The sequence below is a fragment of the Acetobacterium bakii genome, assembly GCF_001263355.1.
In the GTDB taxonomy this organism is placed as follows: domain Bacteria; phylum Bacillota; class Clostridia; order Eubacteriales; family Eubacteriaceae; genus Acetobacterium; species Acetobacterium bakii.
In genome coordinates this window covers 1-19,044 of the sequence record NZ_LGYO01000047.1, presented here as the reverse complement: position 1 = coordinate 19,044, position 19,044 = coordinate 1, and the positions used below count along the sequence as shown (strand labels likewise).

Here is a 19,044-nt window from a genome sequence, read left to right as displayed (position 1 = left end):
GACTGTTCGCCTGCACGTTACAAAATTGTTTGTGAAAACTGACATTAAAGCAACCATTGTTCGATTCTTTTGAGTTTCGCTAATACTGAATATAAAAAAAATAAGGAGAAAGAAAATGAATCAAACAGTAAAACCTATTTCAGCTTTTACCATCCTGGTCCTGGCGTTTTTCGGAATGGGTGTTGGGACCATAACCCCAGCCCTCAATGCAATTTTTGTACAATTTTCTGATTTACCGATCACCACCCTGTTGCTGGTGTCGACGCTGCCGTCATTACTCGTAATTCCGGCCACGATTATCGCCGGATCAGTAGCTGGCAACAAAGTCAAATACAAAACCCTGGCGATTTTGGGGATGACCCTCTTTGTAATAGGTGGCGTTGCACCATATTTTGCAACCGACTTCACCGTGATTTTGCTCGAACGGGCCATCTTTGGCATCGGTCTTGGGATTATGTCACCGCTGGCCAATTCACTGGTCATGGGACTTTATGAAGGCGACAAAGTCGCAACCATGACAGGGATTGTCACCCTGGCCATGAACATCGGCGGGATGGTTCTTCAATTCATGGGTGGTTATTTTGCAGCGATCGGCTGGAATTACAGTTTCTTACCCCATGCACTAGGGATTGTTTCCCTGATTATGGTTATCTTTTTCCTGCCGGAACCAGTAAAAGCACCGGTAACGTCGGAAACCCAACTCCTTCCCAAAGAAAAACTGCCGGTAAAAGTTTGGATTACTGTGCTGGTATACGGCCTCTATACCCTAACTATCTATCCAATGCTTGTTAACATGTCCACACTTATCGTCCAACGTGGCTTGGGAAGCACAGCTACCGCCGGCATTGTCCTGGCATTTCTGACCATCGGTGGCATGCTGGCCGGTACTGTATTCGGGAAGGTGTTCAAAATGTCCAACCGCTTTGTTATGGCTTTAGGATTTGGTATCGCAGCAATAGGTATGGCCATGGTCGTTTTTGCCCCAAACATTTTTGTTTTAACCATTGGTGTATTTATTGAAGGGTTTGCCATGTCAACCCTGATTCCAGCCAGTATGATGATCATCGGAATGACCGCTAAACCAGCTCAGATGGCGTTTAGTGTCTCATTGTTCTTTGCGGGCATGAATCTTTTCGGATTCCTGTCAACCTACTGGATTGGTGCCATTGCCGGCATCACCGGTGATGCCGTAACTGCACCTATCATGGTGGGAATGATCGTTCAAGCAGCTCTCTGTGTCTTGTATCTGATTGTTAATCCACTTAAGGTAAGTGCTCCCGTGTCGGAAGTCGTTTAGCAACAAAAAAGTTACCCATCTCTACGCAGAGGTGCGGTATAATATCCTTTAAAATCAAAAACGCGCTGCAACGGAAATATTCGTTGCAGCGCGTTTTTAGCTCGATCTGGCAAAGAGCTCCTAATGGGACGTTTCGTTTATCTTTTTTGAACGAAACATTCCTGTGATTCCTACAATGGAGATACTTGTACATAATCGCCTTGACGTTGCTAAGGATTTTATCGGTACATTTGTTTAAAGATCATCCTTATCCCGGGAGCAATCCCGGTCCCAAACTACTCAAACAGTCAATACCTGTCTCACATCAAAGCCATCCTTTTTAAAATCGGAATTCAGAATCTCGTATTTCACCGGGGTTACCCGAATCAGATATAAGCTAATGGGCAGCTCATCAATTTTTTTAAGGGGCAGATGCCTTTTCATAAAGACTTGCTGGTATTCATCGCACATCACTTCAATGCATTCAGCTTTTCCGGTAATTTGCAGCCCTTTGATATTTGCCATGGTACGATACGCGTCATAGATGACCGCCGAGATATTTTCATTCTGCCACAAGCCCTTGCATTTCAGTCCGCCTTCCGTGATGACATAGATTATGCCATCCAAATAGATATATTCCAGTGGGGTACAACGCACCCAGTCATCCTTGGCGGTGGCCAGGACCATGGTGTTATGGGATAGAATAAATGCCCGGATTTTTTCTCTTAAAAAATCCTTGGCCATCGGCTTTTTCGGCACCCGGTATTTCAGGGCCAGTTCACAGGCAATATCCGTCAGATTGGCAGTATTGAAATTGCCCTTGTCTTCAAGTGTCATCCCATATTTTTCAAAGAAATCCGCCAGCAGATCTCTTTCCCCAGCAGTCAGATCCTTAACGCGAAGCTCACCTTCGGAAAAATAGGCATCAAATTCCTTTCCTCCCGCAGCGTCGCGTATTTTTTCACAAAATCCCGGCAAATCACATTTAGCCAGGCCGATGCCAATCACCGCCATGGGCTTTTTTTCAATCAAATCTTTAACTTTGCTGAGATATGCCATTGTACCAGTAGCGGTATTCGTTCCGCAGAAGCCAAATACCGCAACCAGGTTATTAAAATAAATGGTGTCGGGAGCCTCATCCACCGGATAAACCTTCGTGTTGCCGATGATGGTTCCCAGGATTGTGGCTGCCTTTTTAGCACTGCCATGATGGCTTTCATAGATAATCAGTGTCGTTTTCAATTTATCTGCCTCCGTTTCTATCTGTTTGAATTGGTATATACCCAACTAATCCCATACTTATTCATATTAAAACCCCGACAGTTGCAATGATGGGGTTGTTTTTTTCAGTCATTCTAGTATCATTATAACCATACCAGTCAGAAAGGAGCATTGAATGTATCTGAATTTCTATAAACTAGACAAAGAAAAGCAAAAACGCATCATCAATTCAGCCCTGCAGGTATTTGCAATAAATGATTTTAAGCATGCATCAACCGATGATATTGCCGCCAGAGCAAAAATTTCAAAGGGATCTCTGTTTCAGCATTTAAGCATGAGCGCAATGTATGAACAACTGCTGAGGATTTACGATTTTTATAAGAGGGCCGTGTACAAGGATGAATATTTGTTAGGAGAGCAACATGATGAAATTTAAAGAATTTGGCAATAAGCAGCATAAGGCGATCATTCTTATCCATGGATACGGTATCTCCTGGCGAATGTGGCAACCGCAAATAAAGGCATTCAGCAACGATTATTTTGTGATCGTGCCGGTATTGGACGGACACGACACCGAAAATAATTCGCCCTTTACCACGGTTGAAAAAGCCGCTGCCGATATCATCGATTATGTGCTGCAAACATACGGGAACCAGGTCTTCGCAATTTGCGGCGCATCGCTGGGGGCAACCATTGCCGCCGACATTCTGGCACAAAATCGCCTGGAAATTGCTAAGGCAATTATTGATGCCGGGCCAATCGTTCCGATGAATCCATTTTTGCTGAAATTGTCCGTAAATTATCGAATCAGCCAAGCCCATAGCATGAAAAAGGGCAGCCGACGGTTGAAGCAACTTTTAAGCCGCACCTTTTATCCGCCGGAAATGGTTGATGACGTATTTAGAATTGGTGCAAACATGACCGATGAAAGCTGCCGCAATGTCCACCTATCAGTTTTCAACTATGCCCTGCCACCTTCAATTGCCGACACAAAAACAGATATCACCTACTGGTACGGTTCCAAAGAGGCCTGGCTTGGGAAAAAATACGCAGCATGCATGTTATCAATCGTGCCGAGTGTTAAGATCAAGATTTTCAAAGGACTTGACCACGGGGAACTGTGTATCGGAAATCCGGATTTATACATAAACGAAGCGACCGAATTTTTCAATGCCTAGGAACATATTTTGAATACCAAGGGGAAAGTGGGGACGTTACGGTGTGTCATCCCCAAGGATGACATCCCGAAATGTCCCCATCTGTCCCGTCAAACACAAGGCAAACATAGCATCATTGAAAACCGCCGCCTGATGTTTCAACTATTAAGCAAAAGGGTATGTTAAAACCTAAGGAATATTATTATTTTTCCCGGGAGGTGGCAATGAGAATTCCCGGGAAAATCAAATCAGTTCATATTTTTCAAAGGAGGTTGACAATAATGAAAATTCCAAAGAGACTAAAAGTTTCTCTGATTACCGGTGCGGTTCTGGGGGTGTTCTGTATCATAGGCGCTTTGGTGAGGTTCGGGTTTCAGATTGAAAACTACCTGCTCTTTTCGCTGTGGTACAACCGGCTGCTGATGGGGCTGGTGATCGGCTTGCCCTGGGCCCATACCACCATCCCAAAACTCCTCGCCCGGGGCGCCGTGCTCGGCCTGATTGTATCCTTTGCCTACTACAGTTCCACCGGATTCGCCGACATCGTCAGTTTTTTAGCGGGGATTGTCTATGGGATGATCATCGAGTACGTGGCCTTCATGTTTACCAACGCGGAAATCGAACGGGTGCGGCCGTAAGCTTCAGCCGTTTATCAACGGTTCCATGTTTAGCTCCGGTTCAACTGGGTATAACTAATCTTAGATTGATTTAATATTGATCAAATAATTGCATATCGAGGAGGATTATGATGAAAATTGGGATAATATTAGGCAGCACCCGACCAGGACGAAATGGCAAAGCCGTTGCAAAATGGGTTGAAGGACAGGCCCAGAAACGGACTGATGCCAGCTTTGAGTTGGTAGATATTGCGGATTTCAATCTACCCCTTTTAGATGAGCCACATCCAGCCATGATGCAGCAGTATACCAAAGAACATACCAAAGTCTGGTCAAAGAAAATCAGTGAATTTGACGGGTACATCATTGTCACCTGCGAATATAACCACAGCATCCCCGGGGCCTTAAAAAATGCCATCGATTTTCTGAATGAAGAATGGAAAAACAAAGCTGTCGGATTTGTGGCCTACGGCAGTGCCGGCGGAACCCGTGCGGTTGAAGCACTCAGGCTGGTAGCCGGCGAACTCCAAATGGCCGATGTCCGGGCCCAGGTAATGCTCTCACTTTTTACCGATTTTGAAAACATGAGTGTCTTCACACCAGACCCACGCCACGAAGGAGCCCTAAACGACGTATTTGATCAGGTCATTGCTTGGAGCGGTGCCTTAAAGACCTTACGGGCTTAAGCACAGCTGATTTAAAAGCAAAATCGTCCAGTAAAATGATAACGGTTTTGCCGGTTAAATAAAATTCCCAGAAAAACCAGAATCCGAGATAAACATCAAGGATTCTGGTTTTTTTATTGATTATTTTTCATGCACGAATCTGCCGTTAAAATAAAGAACTGATCATAAAGCCAAGAACGGCTCCGTAAATGGCAGTTCGATGGGCTTTGGCAGTAATGGGGCAACTGCCGTTGGGACAGCCCACCAGTTTGTAATAGAGGAGTCCCAAAGCTCCCCCCACAATTGTTCCGATTATTATCTTTAAAACCATAGCGACCTCCTAATTTTTAATTGATTTAGCCTTTTTTCAGGATCAGATAAAACTAATGAAATGGATCCATTAAAGAATTTTTATTGTATCAAAATCTTATTTTTAAAACAGTGATTAGATCACATTACCCGTACTTGGATACACGTCAAAACTGTGTATTGGTACGGTTCCAAGGAGGCCTGGCTCGGGATAAAATACGCAGCACGCATTTTAGGAATCGTGCCGTGTGTTAAGATCAAGATTTTCAAAGAACTTGACCACGGGGAACTGTGTATCGGGAATCCGGAGTTATATACAAACGAAATGACCGAATTTTCCAATGCATATGTTCAGGGTTAAGTGGGGGCAGTACGGCCTTTAATGCCATGGAAAAATAGTAAAGTGGGGCGTTGGGTTATATCATATTCTGGAACCATAGGGAAGTGGGGAAGTTGCGGTTAAACATCCCCAGAATGTCATCCCAAAAAGTCCCCATCTGTCCCCGTCAAACATAAAAGTGAATCGCTATGAACGGACCATAAAAGTCTGTTCACAGCGATTTCTTTGTTCAAAGGGCACACTTGTCCCGGGATCATTCCGCTTGAAAAAGCTTGCCTCATTCAAGTCATTAAAATTTCAATGTCGCTATGAACACAAGGCAAACATAGCATCATTGCATACAACAAACAGCCGCCTGCTGTTTCAACCAATGTCACCTGCGAATATAACCACAGCATCCCCGGCGCATTAAAAAACGCCATCGACTTTTTAAATGAAGACAGGAGGAAAATCAAATGGATGGATTTTTTGATGCCATTGGGGTGCCGAGAAAAACGGCGGCGAAAGAAAAATAACGGTTTCAATGCTTTCAATTTTTATTTGCAATTAATTTAAGCACTGCTATAATTGGTACAGCAATCTTGAGTTGGAAAAATCGTCGGGCCATGGTAGCACCGTGCGTCAAACCTCGATTGCTTTTTTTATACATGTTTTTAGAGGTATCCATTATGGGTACCTCTTTTTCGTATTATAGAAAGATGTGACTAGCCAGCCATTTATGGTTTGAATTTTTTTGCTTTGTAGTTCACATGCAGTTCATCCCCGAAAATATCCCAGTTCCAGTGTTCATTTAAATTGTCGCACTCTTCCAGAAATTTTTGTTTTTCATCATTGGTAACATTCAAGATGATGCTAACATCTTCTTTTTGCTTATCACCAGTTTCCATAGCCTTTTTTTCAATTTCACTAATTATTCTATCGAGCATCTTTTGTCCTCCTGAAAATTTATTTTTTAAGTATCTAGCTTTTATTTTATAATACCCAAAAGGAGAATACGTGAAACAAAACATTTTATCGAAGTAAATACAATTAAATATTTAGATCAGGAAATCCCAATCATAGTCAACATGAGACCTGTGCCCTGACCGACGTGTTTGATCAGGTCATTGTCTGGAGTAATGCGTTAAAGTCCTTACGCGTTTAAGCACCGATTACTTTTTAAAAGGCGGACCCGCCCGGTCTCATAAAAATTATTTTAGAATCCAGCATCGGGGATATGCCTCCCGGATGCTGGATTTTTTTGTCGTTGCGCAACGATGCCTCCGGCCGCAAACCGGCGGGGAAACAGGTATTGGCCAAAAGTTTTCAGTGTTGTATACACTCCCAACCATGTAAAAAATAAACAACGCGTTTGGCAATGACACCTAAACCGTGTATAATTTGCTTAACGGAAGGTGTAATCGCTCCAAAGATTCCAGTAACTGACTTAAATTGATGAAAGGCCAGGGTGAAGTCATGTTTCAAAGAATAATTTTGATGTTCAAAAACAATAAAATGTGGGTTATTTTAAGCGGCTATGTTTTAGTTTCCTTGTTATTGTCGATTGCGGTGATACTGATCGACAACCGAACCTTGCCCATTCAAAACTACCTGCCGACCATATTTTTTACCTCAGTCGATTTGGCCAGAACTATTTTGGGATTGCTGGCCGGCGTGCTGCTGACAATCACCACCTTTACTTTTTCGACGATTTTAATTGTGCTGACCATGTACTCCGCGCAATTCTCCCCCCGGGTTGTGAATAATTTCCTGACGAATAAAATCACCATGAAAGTGCTCGGCATCTATGTGGGCGGTTTCTTTTACTGCATCATAAATTTATTGTTTATGCGCGATGCCAACCTCGATAATTTGGTGATTTGTGCAACCGTGGCCGTCATCTATTCGATTCTTTGTATTATCTACTTCATTATTTTCGTATACACCGTGTCGTCATCGATCCAAGCCAATAAACTGATTGAAAGATTATATAATGAATCGGATCAGTCCATCGAAAATACCCTTTCATTCTTAAAAGACAAGGACCGCCTCGACCAGTTCAGTTCTGATCAGCATGATTCGGAAACGAAGATCACTGCTAAGAAAAATGGCTATTTGAATTTAACAGACTCGGGTTCGATTTGGAACTTAATAAAAGACTTGGACTGCAAAGTATTAATCGATGCGAGCATTGGCGATTATCTGTCGGAAAAGCAAAGAATCGCTTATTATTATACTCCGGGCAAACCAGCCGCGGATTTAATCGACCAATTATCAAATTGTTTCACGCTTGAAAATGAAAGATACACAGCGAATGATTATATGTTCTCATTGCAGAAAATCATTGAGATATCACTCCGGGCGATTTCTCCGGGCATCAATGATCCTTACACAGCGATCCATTGTGTCAGGATGCTCGGGGTGCTGCTGGGGAAACTGGCGGGAATTGATGGTCTTTACACCATCAAACAAGCGCATGAATCGAAGGCTGCCATTATTTATAAAAGCCTGGATTTCCGCCATGATCTCTATTTCACCTTTTACCAGATTGTGCACTACGGCAAAGCCGATATTTCGCTTGTATTAGCGTTATTTGAGGCGCTGGAAATCATCAGCCGAAAAGCCTCCCTGTACAATCAGGTTGTGCTGAAAGAATTTGTGGAGTATGTCTATTCAATTTGTATCCCAAATTATGATCATAAAATGGACATCGATCGGATCACCGAAAAGAGGGATTGGATCGTGGCTGCACCAAGCAAGAATCTTAATTTGCAGTGACAGAGTGGAGGGTGGTCGGGGCGGCGGTGTTGTGCGGGTGGAGCCGAAAGGAACCGTCAGTGGGGTAAAAACAAATAATAAAACACGATCGCGATTATAAATACAACAATCGCGATCGTGCTTTTTTTTGCATGTTTTTAATCTTTCCCTGACAATAATTTAGTGATACAATATTGCCATTAAATACGATTGCATCGACGTAACTGAGGGGATAATCAATGAAATCAAACTATGAATTTTTAAGCGGTCACTTTCCAGAACTGGCCTTGATGGGAAGTCTAGCCGAAGACTACCTGTACACCGACGGGAACTCCTGTATCATCAAGCTGGGTCTGTTCGGGGAAACCATCGTCAATTTCATGATGGAGCTTGACAATGTCCCGCCGCCGCTAGTAGAGAACACCCACGCCAACCGGATCAAAACGCTGAAAAAAGAAGGCTTGATCGCTCCGGAAATTGACGACATTTTCTACGCCCTGCGTCAAGCCCGAAATAAAGCCGTCCACCAGGGCTACGCTTCCTATGATGATGCGGTGATCCTGCTGGAAATGGCTTACAACCTGGGTGTCTGGTTTATGCAGGTCTACGGCGACTTTGCCTATGAACCCGATCCCAACGGGTTCGTGCTGAAAAAACAACAACCCCTCGACGGTACCGATCTGTATACGAAGAAAACTAAGGCCCAAATAAAGCAACAGGAAAAACAGGAAGCGGCTGAAAAAGAAAAACTGACACAGCAACTGGCAGAAAAAGAAGCCATTATTGCGGCCCTTCAACAAAACGTGGTCAGGCATTTTGCCATCACCCCAGCCACCATCCAGCAGCGGGCGAAACAGGCCAAAACTGCCGCAGACAGCCTCAATCTCTCCGAAGCCGAAACCCGGTACCTGATTGACGCCCAGCTCAATAAAGTGGGCTGGGAGGCCGATACCGTTAATCTCTGCTATGCCAGAGGAACCCGTCCCCAGAAAGGCCGAGATCTGGCCATTGCCGAATGGCCCACGGATTCAACCGTCAGCAAAAATGGCTATGCCGATTACGCCCTGTTTGTGGGACTCCGCCTGGTCGGGATCATCGAGGCCAAACGCCTGGCCATCGACATTTCGGCAGTGATCGACAACCAGTGCAAGTCCTATTCCCAGGCCATAAAGGATGGTGATGCCGCCTATGTCATCGACAACTGGAACGGCTATAAAGCTCCCTTTCTTTTTGCCACCAACGGCCGAAAATACCTCAAACAGTTAGAAACCAAATCCGGCATCTGGTTTCGGGATGCCCGGAAGGAATCGAACATTCCCAGAGCCCTGCAGGGCTGGATGAGCCCCATCGGCCTGCTGGAATTACTGGAGAAAGACATCGCGGTCGCCAATCACGCCTTAACGGCACTGCCCTATGACCTACTCAGCGATAAAGACGGCCTGAATCTCAGAGCCTACCAGATCGGCGCCATCGTGGCCGCGGAAACAGCCATTATCGATGGCCGGGAAACCGTTCTGCTGTCCATGGCAACCGGCACCGGCAAAACCCGCACCATTCTGGGACTGATTTATCGCTTTCTGAAAACCGGTCGCTTCAAGCGGATTCTTTTTCTGGTGGACCGCTCCGCCCTGGGGGAACAGGCCCAGGATGTTTTCAAAGAAGTGAAGCTGGAAGAGCTAATGACCCTGGATGCCATCTACAACATCAAAAATCTTGACGACAAAGACATTGACAAAGAAACGAAAATCCATGTGGCCACGGTCCAAAGCCTGGTCAAGCGGATAATCTACAACGAAGCAGACACCATGCCGGCGGTAACCGACTACGATCTGATTGTCATTGATGAAGCCCACCGGGGTTATATTCTCGACAAGGAACTCAGCGAAGACGAAATGCTCTATCGCAACCAGGATGACTTCATCAGCAAGTACCGTACCGTCATCGAATACTTCGATGCCGTTAAAATCGCCATGACCGCCACCCCGGCGCTGCACACCAGCCAGATCTTCGGCAAGCCCGTCTTTAACTACACCTACCGGGAAGCCGTCATCGAAGGCTTTCTGGTGGACCACGATGCCCCCCATACCATCATCACCAAGCTCAGCCAGGAAGGGATCATCTATGAAAAAGGGGAGACAGTGGCCATCTACGACCCGGTTACCAATGAAATTATCAACAGTGACGAACTGGAAGATGAACTCAAATTCGATGTGGAACAGTTCAACCGCAAAGTCATCACCGAAAATTTCAACCGCACCGTCTTAACTGAAATCGCCAAAGACCTTGATCCCGACGCCGACGGCAAAACCCTGATTTTTGCGGTTGACGACAACCACGCGGATTTGATTGTCAAAATCCTCAAAGAACACTATGAGCCCATGGGCGTGGACAACGACGCGATCATGAAAATCACCGGCAGCGTCGGTGGCGGCAACAAGAAAAAAGTCATGGAAGCCATCAAGCACTATAAAAACGAAAAGTTCCCCAACATTGCCGTCACCGTGGATCTGCTGACCACCGGGATTGATGTTCCGGAAATAACCACCCTGGTTTTTATGCGCCGGGTAAAGTCCCGCATTCTGTTCGAGCAGATGATGGGGCGCGCCACCCGTCTATGCCCGGAAATCGGTAAAACTCATTTTGAGATTTACGATCCCATCGGTGTCTATGAATCCCTGGCGCCGGTTAACACCATGAAGCCGGTGGTGGCCAATCCCAGCACCAGCTTCGATGATTTGCTGGCCGGACTGACCGCCCTGAACTCCGAGAAACAGATCAAAAATCAGATCGACATGATCATTGCCAAGGTCCAGCGCGCCAAACGCAGCCTGGATGAGGCATCATTGGCTCATTTCAGTGATCTTACCGACGGTCAAACCCCGACCGCCTTTATTGACATGCTCCGGGACATGTCGGTCAGCGATGCGAAAACCCATCTGCTCAACAACGCTCGGATTTTTGAGCCATTGAAAAACGGCAGTGCCAATCCCAGAAATGCCGTAGTGGTTTCCGATAAGCCGGATGCCCTGGTCAGCCATACTAGGGGTTACGGCGAAGGCAAAAAGCCTGCCGATTATCTGGAAGAGTTCAAAACCTTTATCACTGACAACCTCAATAAAATTCTGGCGCTGAACATTGTCTGCACCCGACCCAATGAAATGACCCGGGAAAGCCTGAAAAGCCTGAAGCTGGAACTCGACCGCAACCTCTTTACCGAACAACTATTAAACAGCGCCTGGAAAGAACTGACCAATGAAGACATCACCGCGGACATCATCAGCCTGATCCGACAACAGGCCATCGGCTCCCCGCGGATCAGCCATGAACAACGGATTAACAACGCCGTGTCCCGGTTAAAGAAACAACATAAGTTCACCAAAATGCAGCTTAATTGGATAGACCGGATCGAAAAAAATCTGCTGCTGGAAACCATTCTGGAACGAAATACCTTCGACTCCGGTTCATTTAGAACATCCGGCGGCTATGACAAAATAAATAAAGTCTTTGGCAACCAATTAAATGATATAATTACTGAGTTAAATGACTATCTATATGACGATGGAGGAAATGCAGCTTAATGAATAATCAGGAAATTGTTGGAAAATTATGGAATCTTTGTAACGTGCTTCGGGATGATGGGATTACCTATCACCAGTACGTCACCGAACTCACCTATTTATTATTTTTGAAAATGGCCAAAGAAACAAACACCGATGAACCTATACCCGAAGCTTACCGCTGGGATATGCTGGCGAAAAAACAGGGGATTGAACTGAAACGCTTTTATACCGAACTGCTCAACCACCTGGGCGAAAAATGCACCGGAAGAATCCGTGAAATCTATGCGGGCGCCCGTTCCAATATTGAAGAGCCCAAGAATCTCGAAAAGATCATCACCAACATCGACGGTCTGGACTGGTATTCCGCCAAAGAAGAAGGTCTGGGAAATTTATATGAAGGCCTTCTGGAAAAAAACGCCAACGAAAAGAAATCCGGCGCTGGCCAATACTTTACCCCCCGGATTCTGATAAACATCATGACCCGGCTGATGGCGCCCCAGCCCGGAGAACTCTGCAATGATCCGGCCTGTGGCACATTCGGATTTATGATTGCCGCCGACCGCTATGTGAAAAAACATAACGACGACAATTTCGACCTGTCTCTGGAAGCCCAGGATTTTCAGAAAGACAAAGCCTTTACCGGCTGCGAACTGGTTCACGATACTCACCGGCTGGCGCTGATGAACGCCATGCTCCACGACATTGAAGGGGAAATCCTGCTGGCGGATACACTTTCCAACCAGGGAAAGGTCATGAAAAATTACGACCTGGTGCTGACCAATCCACCCTTCGGAACGAAAAAAGGGGGCGAGCGCACCACCCGGGACGATTTAACCTTTCCGTCCTCAAACAAACAGCTTAACTTTCTGCAACACATCTACCGCAGCCTGAAAGCCAACGGAAAAGCCCGGGCCGCCGTGGTGCTTCCGGATAATGTGCTCTTTGCCGACGGCGACGGCGCCTCGATTCGGGGCGATCTGATGAACAAGTGCAATCTCCATACGATCCTCCGCTTGCCCACGGGGATTTTTTATGCCCAGGGCGTGAAGACCAACGTGCTTTTCTTTACCCGGGGAAAAACCGAAAAGAACAACACCAAGGACGTCTGGATCTACGACCTCCGCACCAATATGCAGACCTTCGGCAAGACCAAAACCCTCAATGAAGAACACTTTGTGGATTTCATCAAAGCCTATACCGCCGAAGATCGTGCCCTTGTTGAAGATGAACGATTCTCCTGTTTTACCAGAGAAGAAATCAAGGCAAAGAACGACAGCCTTGATCTGGGACTGATAAGAGATGACAGCATCATCGACTACGAAGACATGCAGGACCCCATTGAAAGCGGGGAAGAAGTGGTGGCCAAACTGGAAGAAGCCGTTGATCTGATCCAGAGCGTGCTTAAAGAACTCCGATCATTGGAGGTCTAGGTATGGCCAAAAAGAAAAAAGAATTGACGGCTGAGGAAATGCTGGAAGAGGCGTTGGTTAGGGAAGAAGAATGGCCTTATGAGGTGCCGGGGAATTGGGTATGGACGAGGCTTGGTTCAGCTGTACTTTGTTCAAAAGAAAAATACAATGACTTTGATAATTCGGACGAAAGAAAATACATTGGCCTTGAACATATTCAAAAAGGCGCAGGTATTATTGGTTTCGGAAGTTCAGATGAAATAAAAAGTCAAAAGAACGTTTTTGGTATTGGTGACATATTGTACGGTAAACTTAGGCCATATTTGAATAAACATGACATAGTTAGTTTTGAAGGAATATGTTCAACGGATATTTTAGTTCTCAAAACTAAGTCTATATGTGTTAACAAACTAATGAATTATTTCCTTAATACGGATTATTTCATTAGTAATGCAATCGCAAATTCAAAAGGAATAAACTTACCAAGAGTATCTGAAAAAATAGTACTTGATTCAATTTTTCCTCTCCCACCCCTGGCCGAACAACAGCGCATCGTTGACCGCATTGAAAGCCTTTTTGAAAAGCTGGACCAGGCCAAAGACCTGATTCAGGAAGCCCTGGACAGCTTCGAAAACCGCAAGGCTGCCATTCTCTACAAAGCATTTACTGGGGAATTGACAAAAAAGTGGCGGGAAGTGAATGGGGTTGGGTTGGAGAGTTGGGAAGAGAAACCTCTAAATGATATTGCTGTAATTGTATCCGGCAATGCATTTAAGAGTCAAGATTTTGATGTAAGTTATGAAGTGCCATGTGTAAAAATAACGAATGTCGGTGTAGGCTATTATTATAATGACAATGTTCGTCTCCCAGGGTCTTACTTAAATGAATACAAGAGATTTTTAGTTAAATCTGATGATATACTAATTTCTTTGACACGTTCTTTTATTAATAAGGGTCTAAAGGTATGTATTTATCCAGATAAAGAAGAAGCACTATTAAATCAGAGAGTTGCAATAATCCGATGTAATTACTCTAATTACTTATATTATTATTTGAGAACAGAATCAGTTTTAAATTTTGCTAAGGAAAAAAGCAAAACGACAAATCAACCCAACCTTTCCATAAATGATTTAAAAAATCTCATTGTGCCTGTACCTTCAAACCCCGAACAGCTCGAAATTACCCGTATCCTTGATGATATTTTTGAAAAAGAACAAAATGCAATAGAACTCTGTGAACTCATTGATCAGATCGAAACCATAAAAAAAACCATTCTAGGCCAGGCATTCCGTGGGGAACTGGGGACAAATGAGCCAGGAGAGAGAAGTGCAATGAGACTGCTCAAAGCAGTTTTAGTAACTGTATAATTCTTTAGTTTTTAGAAACCCACAGATATCTCGGAATTTTCCAATACAAAAGTGAAAACACAATGAATGAAGTACAAATATGGATAGTTTAAATGAAGAAAGGTTTTTTGATAGGGGGATAGTGAATGGCCGAAATATAAATATACATTGAAGGTAAAGTCTATCTTTAAAAATAATACTAAAGAAAGTGGTTTAAAGCTTGTGAAATTTAAAAAATCAGAACCTCAAAAGCCAAAAATTAAAAAAGTATTGCTTCCGAAACATCGTATCACTAATATTAATATTAAAGAATTAAAAGGACTTAAGAATCTAGATATCCATATAAGTAAAAATTTAGTTGCAATTATGGGAGTTAATGGTTGTGGAAAATCTACAATCTTACATGCATTGGCATGTATGTATACACCATTCGAAAATGGCGAAAATTATAAGTTTAGTTATTTTTTTACACCCAATACTGATTCTAACTGGAAAAACAGTAAGTTATCAATGACTTATTATGATGAATATGCAAAAAAAGAAATAGTACGTGAATACAAAAAAGATTTTGATAGATGGGCACCGAGGTATGTACATCGGCCAAAGAGAGATATATATTTTCTCGGCATTACATCATGTATTCCGGAAATTGAAATTGAAAAACAAACTTCTTTCATACACTATTCAACAAAGGATCCTCGTGATGATATTTCTAAAAAAATAGTTAATGATGCAGCCTATATTCTTAATAAAAATTATGAAAGTTTAACATCTCATAAAACAAAAAAGAAGGATTTGATTGGAGTATGCACGGGGGATAATATTACATACTCATCACTTAGTATGGGAGCTGGTGAACAAAGAATTATAAAAATGCTCAAACTTCTATACACAGTCAATCAATATTCGCTTATACTAATTGATGAAATTGATATGCTATTACACGTGACTGCATTTAAAAAGTTAATTGTTAAATTCGCTGAGATTGCAAAAAAAAGGAATCTGCAAATATTTTTCACGACACATTCTTTAGAGATTAATCAATTTGGAAAATATGTGGATATTAGATATTTGGATAATTTGCCTGAAAAAACAATGGTATATGATTCAATTACTTATGAAATGATTTATGATCTAAGTGAATATATTTCGAAACCACTTGAGATTTTTGTCGAAGATTTGCTTGCTGAAACGATAATAAAATGTATTGCTGAAGGTTTGAATATTCTTAGTAAGATTAAAGTCATCAAGTATGGAGCAGTTACTAATGCATTTATTATGGCTTCAAGCATAGTTTTAAAAGGAGAAGATTATAAAAACACACTAATAGTTTTGGATGGAGATGTATACAAAACTAATGAAGAAAAGATGGCTGCAATAAAAAAAGTATTGACAGGTACTGAAGAGCAACATGTTAAAAAAATTGTAGATGCAGTTTCTATTATCAAGGATTTAAATTTACCAACTGATATTTCACCAGAAGAATTTATTTATAGTTTACTAATCGAAATGCCGGAAGAGAAAGAAATTATTAAGCAAGCAAAGAAAATAAACGCAGTATCAAACAGCCATCAATGGATTGATGGCTTAGTAGAAAGCATGGGGCATGTAAAAGAATATGTTCTTCCGAATATAATTGATACTGTAAAAAAAAATGAAAGGTGGGAGGATTATATTTCGACAATTCATCACTGGATGTTAGATAAAAAGCGAGAATTGAATTTGTAAATATGCCACGGGAAACGGTTCGCAGGGGATGTGTGGGGGTGTTTGTGTGTCACCACGAAGGTCAAGTATGTAAAAACAATGTAGAGCTATGCTCTTTAGAAGATAAAGGAGGACCTTTAGGAACCGCCATTCAGTTGGTGGGTTTCAAACCACCTCCATATTTTCTTAAAACATTGGTTTTTGATATGACATACAAAAACTTACCTGCGTCATACCTGCCACTTAACTTATTCTGTTCAAGGAACGTAACACTAGGTTTAAAAGTTGTGCTTTTTTTAAAAATATATTCAAACAATTTTATATTGGTAGGTGATAGAAAATGACAATAATAAGACCGAGATTAGTCGATTACTATAATATACCGGTAACTCAAGAAGAGGTGGATTTTGCTATTCCTTTTCTTGATGAAGATATTCCATTATATTTGGATCCTTTTTTATTATGGAGATCACCATCGCAGCAAGATAACGCATTACACGATGCATTAATTAATTCATTCAATTTTTTAGGTGCATTAAGTAATAAAGGGCGTGAGAATGATGCCATCGAATTGTTAGTTGAGATTTCGGAGTGTTGTGAAGTAGGACTTGGAACTGGCAAATCAAAATCCGGTTTAAAAATAGGGGACAAACTGGCAAAGAAAATTTTGTCCCTATTTAATAGTATTACCGAAATTAATAGTAACGGATTTCACCATTTCGAGGTAATTCAGCTTTACATCAATGGGATATCAAAGGATAGAATAAGTGATATAGCATGTAACTATTTAAAATCCTTTATGATAGATTTTACTCAAAATGAATGTGATAAGCATTCTATTCCTATGGTGAAAAATGAAAATGTTAGTATTTATAGCACTAAATCAAATAAAATTATTTTAGAAGATGTATTTTTGCCTATTAATCCAGAAGATAACCAACCAATAATTCTAGTTCCTAAAAGATGGCTACGATTTTCTCCTTGGATAAATTCTGAAGACTATTTTAAGTCTGCATTCGTAGAAAACGGAACAGAAGATAAAATTGAGAAAGCAAAAATTCTTGATTACAATAGGCAAAATTATGATGTTGTAAAGGCATATATATCATCTAAAGAAAGAAGCCAGTCTGATTGCAAAAATGATCCACTATTTAAACAAATTCCAATTTTTTCCGCGAAAAAGACATTAAACTCGATAACTAATCTTTCAACAGGTAAAATTGATAATGCAGATAAAAGATTTGAAGATTATATTGTAAGATTAATGTCTTCGTTATTATATCCACATCTTGATTTTGCGCAAGAACAAAGTAGAATCGAATCAGGATCACAAATTAGGGATTTGATTTTTTATAATAATTGTAGTTACCCTTTCTTAGCTGAAATTTACAAAGATTATGACTGCAAACAAGTCGTTTTTGAAATGAAAAATGTACAAGAAGTAACAAGGGATCATATAAACCAGGTAAATAGATATTTAGCTGATCACTTTGGTCGTTTTGGTATAATTGTAGCAAGAAATAAAATAAAGAAGAATATATTGCAAAATACAGTAGATTTATGGTCAGGTCAAAGAAGGTGTATTATTTGTTTATCCGATGAAGATCTAGAGTTGATGGTAGATGTATATGAATCAAAGCAACGCGACCCAATCGAAATTATCAAGAAAAAATATATTGAATTTATTCGGGCTTGCCCGTCTTAATGGAGGTAACTAATTATGAATGAACTTGGTATTCAAAAATTTGAGAAATTAGATACGCAGATCGCAGAATTATATAAGGAAATAAGTATATTATCAAAAAAGTCACCCGATTCACCAATAAATAAATTCAAACTTGGCTTTGTCAATAAATTACTTTCAATATCCAATGAACTTCTAACAAAAATCCATAAGCCATTTGATGATTTTGATTTGTTTGATGAGGATGATTTGCCAACAAATAGTGATATTATTATGATGCTTTCTCAATATATTGATAGCTTAGCAAGTTTCAAAATTGAGAATGTTAAGTACGCTTCGGGTATTTATTTTTGGATAATTGATGGAAAGCAATCAGAAATAAGAACAAGTAACCCGAGTTTTAGAACGAGAAGGTAATTGTGTTATGGAAAATCAAGAACAAAACAAACATATTATTACACAAGCAGAAGTTGAACAATACGAATTGCTAAAACCCTTACTGGACGGTATTTATTGTGAATTTCAAGAATTATCAAAAAAAAAATCGGACTCTGTACTAAATAAGTATAAAGTGAAAATAGTTAATCGAGTTCTTGAACCAGTGAGAGAACTTATGAAAAATGAACTCGTAATACATTTTCTAGATATATTTGAAGATGATGATTTGCCTACGAATAGCGATGTGATTTTAATGCTGAGTCATTATAAAAAAGCAATGGTGTTGTTTTACAAGAAGTATTATATGCATGACCCATATGATCGGTTCACTGACGGGGACTGGAACACTTCGAACTGAAGGTGCTTATGATGTGGCGGTGCCAGGCACACTTAACTTAGCGTCAGGCGAACATCATCTTAACAGCACAGTATGGCGTTTTTGTAAAAAGTATGGTGACTAGATTCTAGAGTAAATGATATTGAAACCATTGCGTCAGAACGGGATCTGGTTGAAGTAGGGAAGGTCGTTCACTTTCGGTGCCAGGCACACTTAACTTAATGATGTGTGCATCTTTGAGA

Annotated in this window: 18 protein-coding genes; 14 read left to right on the top strand and 4 right to left on the bottom strand. The window is 41.7% G+C overall.

The window, feature by feature from the left end:
* Positions 1-115 precede the first annotated feature (115 nt).
* Positions 116-1,297, top strand: a complete 1,182-nt coding sequence (locus tag AKG39_RS16430; RefSeq protein ID WP_050741500.1) for an MFS transporter — start codon at positions 116-118, stop codon at positions 1,295-1,297.
* 279 nt (positions 1,298-1,576) lie between these two features.
* Here the strand turns inward: AKG39_RS16430 and AKG39_RS16425 are convergent, their stop codons facing one another.
* The gene (locus tag AKG39_RS16425; RefSeq protein WP_050741499.1) at positions 1,577-2,518 is read right to left on the bottom strand and encodes a pyridoxamine 5'-phosphate oxidase family protein; all 942 of its coding nucleotides are present in this window, start codon (positions 2,516-2,518) and stop codon (positions 1,577-1,579) included.
* Between the two features lie 154 nt (positions 2,519-2,672).
* On the opposite strand from AKG39_RS16425, the gene AKG39_RS16420 reads away from it, so the two are divergent.
* The 4 genes from AKG39_RS16420 (at position 2,673) to AKG39_RS16405 (ending at position 4,957) form a co-directional block, all read left to right on the top strand.
* Positions 2,673-2,933, top strand: coding sequence for a TetR/AcrR family transcriptional regulator (locus AKG39_RS16420; RefSeq protein ID WP_050741498.1), 261 nt, complete (start codon positions 2,673-2,675; stop codon positions 2,931-2,933).
* Positions 2,923-3,675 carry an alpha/beta fold hydrolase gene (locus AKG39_RS16415; RefSeq protein ID WP_160316211.1) on the top strand — a complete coding sequence of 251 codons (753 nt, stop codon included), beginning with the start codon at positions 2,923-2,925 and terminating at the stop codon, positions 3,673-3,675. Before AKG39_RS16420 ends, AKG39_RS16415 begins: the two co-directional genes overlap by 11 nt.
* Before the next feature lie 158 nt (positions 3,676-3,833).
* On the top strand, positions 3,834-4,292 hold the full coding sequence (locus AKG39_RS16410; RefSeq protein ID WP_201780291.1) for a hypothetical protein: 459 nt from the start codon (positions 3,834-3,836) through the stop codon (positions 4,290-4,292).
* Between the two features lie 110 nt (positions 4,293-4,402).
* Positions 4,403-4,957: an NADPH-dependent FMN reductase gene (locus AKG39_RS16405; protein ID WP_242852647.1), complete on the top strand. Its 555-nt coding sequence runs from the start codon at positions 4,403-4,405 to the stop codon at positions 4,955-4,957.
* Between the two features lie 145 nt (positions 4,958-5,102).
* On the opposite strand, the gene AKG39_RS19830 is transcribed toward AKG39_RS16405, so the two are convergent.
* Positions 5,103-5,267: a DUF6132 family protein gene (locus AKG39_RS19830; RefSeq protein WP_115028358.1), complete on the bottom strand. Its 165-nt coding sequence runs from the start codon at positions 5,265-5,267 to the stop codon at positions 5,103-5,105.
* A 648-nt stretch (positions 5,268-5,915) separates the two neighbouring features.
* On the opposite strand from AKG39_RS19830, the gene AKG39_RS20930 reads away from it, so the two are divergent.
* Positions 5,916-6,140 (top strand): NADPH-dependent FMN reductase, encoded by a 225-nt coding sequence (locus AKG39_RS20930; RefSeq protein ID WP_115028421.1) that lies wholly within the window; start codon positions 5,916-5,918, stop codon positions 6,138-6,140.
* Here AKG39_RS20930 and AKG39_RS20135 read toward each other — a convergent pair.
* Both AKG39_RS20135 and AKG39_RS16400 read right to left on the bottom strand, forming a co-directional pair.
* Positions 6,115-6,252: a hypothetical protein gene (locus AKG39_RS20135; protein ID WP_160316210.1), complete on the bottom strand. Its 138-nt coding sequence runs from the start codon at positions 6,250-6,252 to the stop codon at positions 6,115-6,117. The two genes, AKG39_RS20930 and AKG39_RS20135, sit on opposite strands and share 26 nt — an antisense overlap.
* Before the next feature lie 49 nt (positions 6,253-6,301).
* Complete coding sequence (locus AKG39_RS16400) at positions 6,302-6,511, bottom strand: hypothetical protein (RefSeq protein WP_050741494.1); 210 nt, start codon at positions 6,509-6,511, stop codon at positions 6,302-6,304.
* Positions 6,512-7,040: 529 nt separating this feature from the next.
* Between AKG39_RS16400 and AKG39_RS16395 the strand changes: the two genes are divergently transcribed.
* The 8 genes from AKG39_RS16395 (at position 7,041) to AKG39_RS16355 (ending at position 18,823) form a co-directional block, all read left to right on the top strand.
* A complete protein-coding gene (locus AKG39_RS16395) occupies positions 7,041-8,342 on the top strand; it encodes a DUF2254 domain-containing protein (RefSeq protein ID WP_050741493.1) in 1,302 nt (433 codons plus the stop codon).
* A 218-nt stretch (positions 8,343-8,560) separates the two neighbouring features.
* Positions 8,561-11,899 (top strand): type I restriction-modification system endonuclease, encoded by a 3,339-nt coding sequence (gene hsdR, locus AKG39_RS16390; RefSeq protein WP_050741492.1) that lies wholly within the window; start codon positions 8,561-8,563, stop codon positions 11,897-11,899.
* Entirely contained in the window at positions 11,899-13,311 is a 1,413-nt protein-coding gene (locus AKG39_RS16385) for a class I SAM-dependent DNA methyltransferase (protein WP_050741491.1), read from the top strand. Before hsdR ends, AKG39_RS16385 begins: the two co-directional genes overlap by 1 nt.
* A 2-nt stretch (positions 13,312-13,313) precedes the next feature.
* Positions 13,314-14,657: a restriction endonuclease subunit S gene (locus tag AKG39_RS16380; RefSeq protein WP_050741490.1), complete on the top strand. Its 1,344-nt coding sequence runs from the start codon at positions 13,314-13,316 to the stop codon at positions 14,655-14,657.
* A 147-nt stretch (positions 14,658-14,804) separates the two neighbouring features.
* Positions 14,805-16,364 (top strand): ATP-dependent nuclease, encoded by a 1,560-nt coding sequence (locus AKG39_RS16375; protein WP_050741489.1) that lies wholly within the window; start codon positions 14,805-14,807, stop codon positions 16,362-16,364.
* A gap of 319 nt (positions 16,365-16,683) precedes the next feature.
* Positions 16,684-18,048 (top strand): hypothetical protein, encoded by a 1,365-nt coding sequence (locus AKG39_RS16365; RefSeq protein ID WP_083439624.1) that lies wholly within the window; start codon positions 16,684-16,686, stop codon positions 18,046-18,048.
* A 15-nt stretch (positions 18,049-18,063) separates the two neighbouring features.
* Complete coding sequence (locus AKG39_RS16360) at positions 18,064-18,444, top strand: hypothetical protein (RefSeq protein WP_050741487.1); 381 nt, start codon at positions 18,064-18,066, stop codon at positions 18,442-18,444.
* A 7-nt stretch (positions 18,445-18,451) separates the two neighbouring features.
* Complete coding sequence (locus tag AKG39_RS16355; protein WP_050741486.1) at positions 18,452-18,823, top strand: hypothetical protein; 372 nt, start codon at positions 18,452-18,454, stop codon at positions 18,821-18,823.
* Positions 18,824-19,044 lie beyond the last annotated feature (221 nt).

Bases quoted from the DNA above. Each gene is read 5' to 3' on its own strand.
- AKG39_RS16430 (WP_050741500.1), top strand. From the start codon at position 116: ATGAATCAAACAGTAAAACCTATTTCAGCTTTTACCATCCTGGTCCTG.
- AKG39_RS16420 (WP_050741498.1), top strand. From the start codon at position 2,673: ATGTATCTGAATTTCTATAAACTAGACAAAGAAAAGCAAAAACGCATC.
- AKG39_RS16415 (WP_160316211.1), top strand. From the start codon at position 2,923: ATGAAATTTAAAGAATTTGGCAATAAGCAGCATAAGGCGATCATTCTT.
- AKG39_RS16410 (WP_201780291.1), top strand. From the start codon at position 3,834: ATGTTAAAACCTAAGGAATATTATTATTTTTCCCGGGAGGTGGCAATG.
- AKG39_RS16405 (WP_242852647.1), top strand. From the start codon at position 4,403: ATGAAAATTGGGATAATATTAGGCAGCACCCGACCAGGACGAAATGGC.
- AKG39_RS19830 (WP_115028358.1), bottom strand. From the start codon at position 5,267: ATGGTTTTAAAGATAATAATCGGAACAATTGTGGGGGGAGCTTTGGGA.
- AKG39_RS20135 (WP_160316210.1), bottom strand. From the start codon at position 6,252: ATGGATACCTCTAAAAACATGTATAAAAAAAGCAATCGAGGTTTGACG.
- AKG39_RS16400 (WP_050741494.1), bottom strand. From the start codon at position 6,511: ATGCTCGATAGAATAATTAGTGAAATTGAAAAAAAGGCTATGGAAACT.
- AKG39_RS16395 (WP_050741493.1), top strand. From the start codon at position 7,041: ATGTTTCAAAGAATAATTTTGATGTTCAAAAACAATAAAATGTGGGTT.
- hsdR (WP_050741492.1), top strand. From the start codon at position 8,561: ATGAAATCAAACTATGAATTTTTAAGCGGTCACTTTCCAGAACTGGCC.
- AKG39_RS16385 (WP_050741491.1), top strand. From the start codon at position 11,899: ATGAATAATCAGGAAATTGTTGGAAAATTATGGAATCTTTGTAACGTG.
- AKG39_RS16380 (WP_050741490.1), top strand. From the start codon at position 13,314: ATGGCCAAAAAGAAAAAAGAATTGACGGCTGAGGAAATGCTGGAAGAG.
- AKG39_RS16365 (WP_083439624.1), top strand. From the start codon at position 16,684: ATGACAATAATAAGACCGAGATTAGTCGATTACTATAATATACCGGTA.
- AKG39_RS16360 (WP_050741487.1), top strand. From the start codon at position 18,064: ATGAATGAACTTGGTATTCAAAAATTTGAGAAATTAGATACGCAGATC.
- AKG39_RS16355 (WP_050741486.1), top strand. From the start codon at position 18,452: ATGGAAAATCAAGAACAAAACAAACATATTATTACACAAGCAGAAGTT.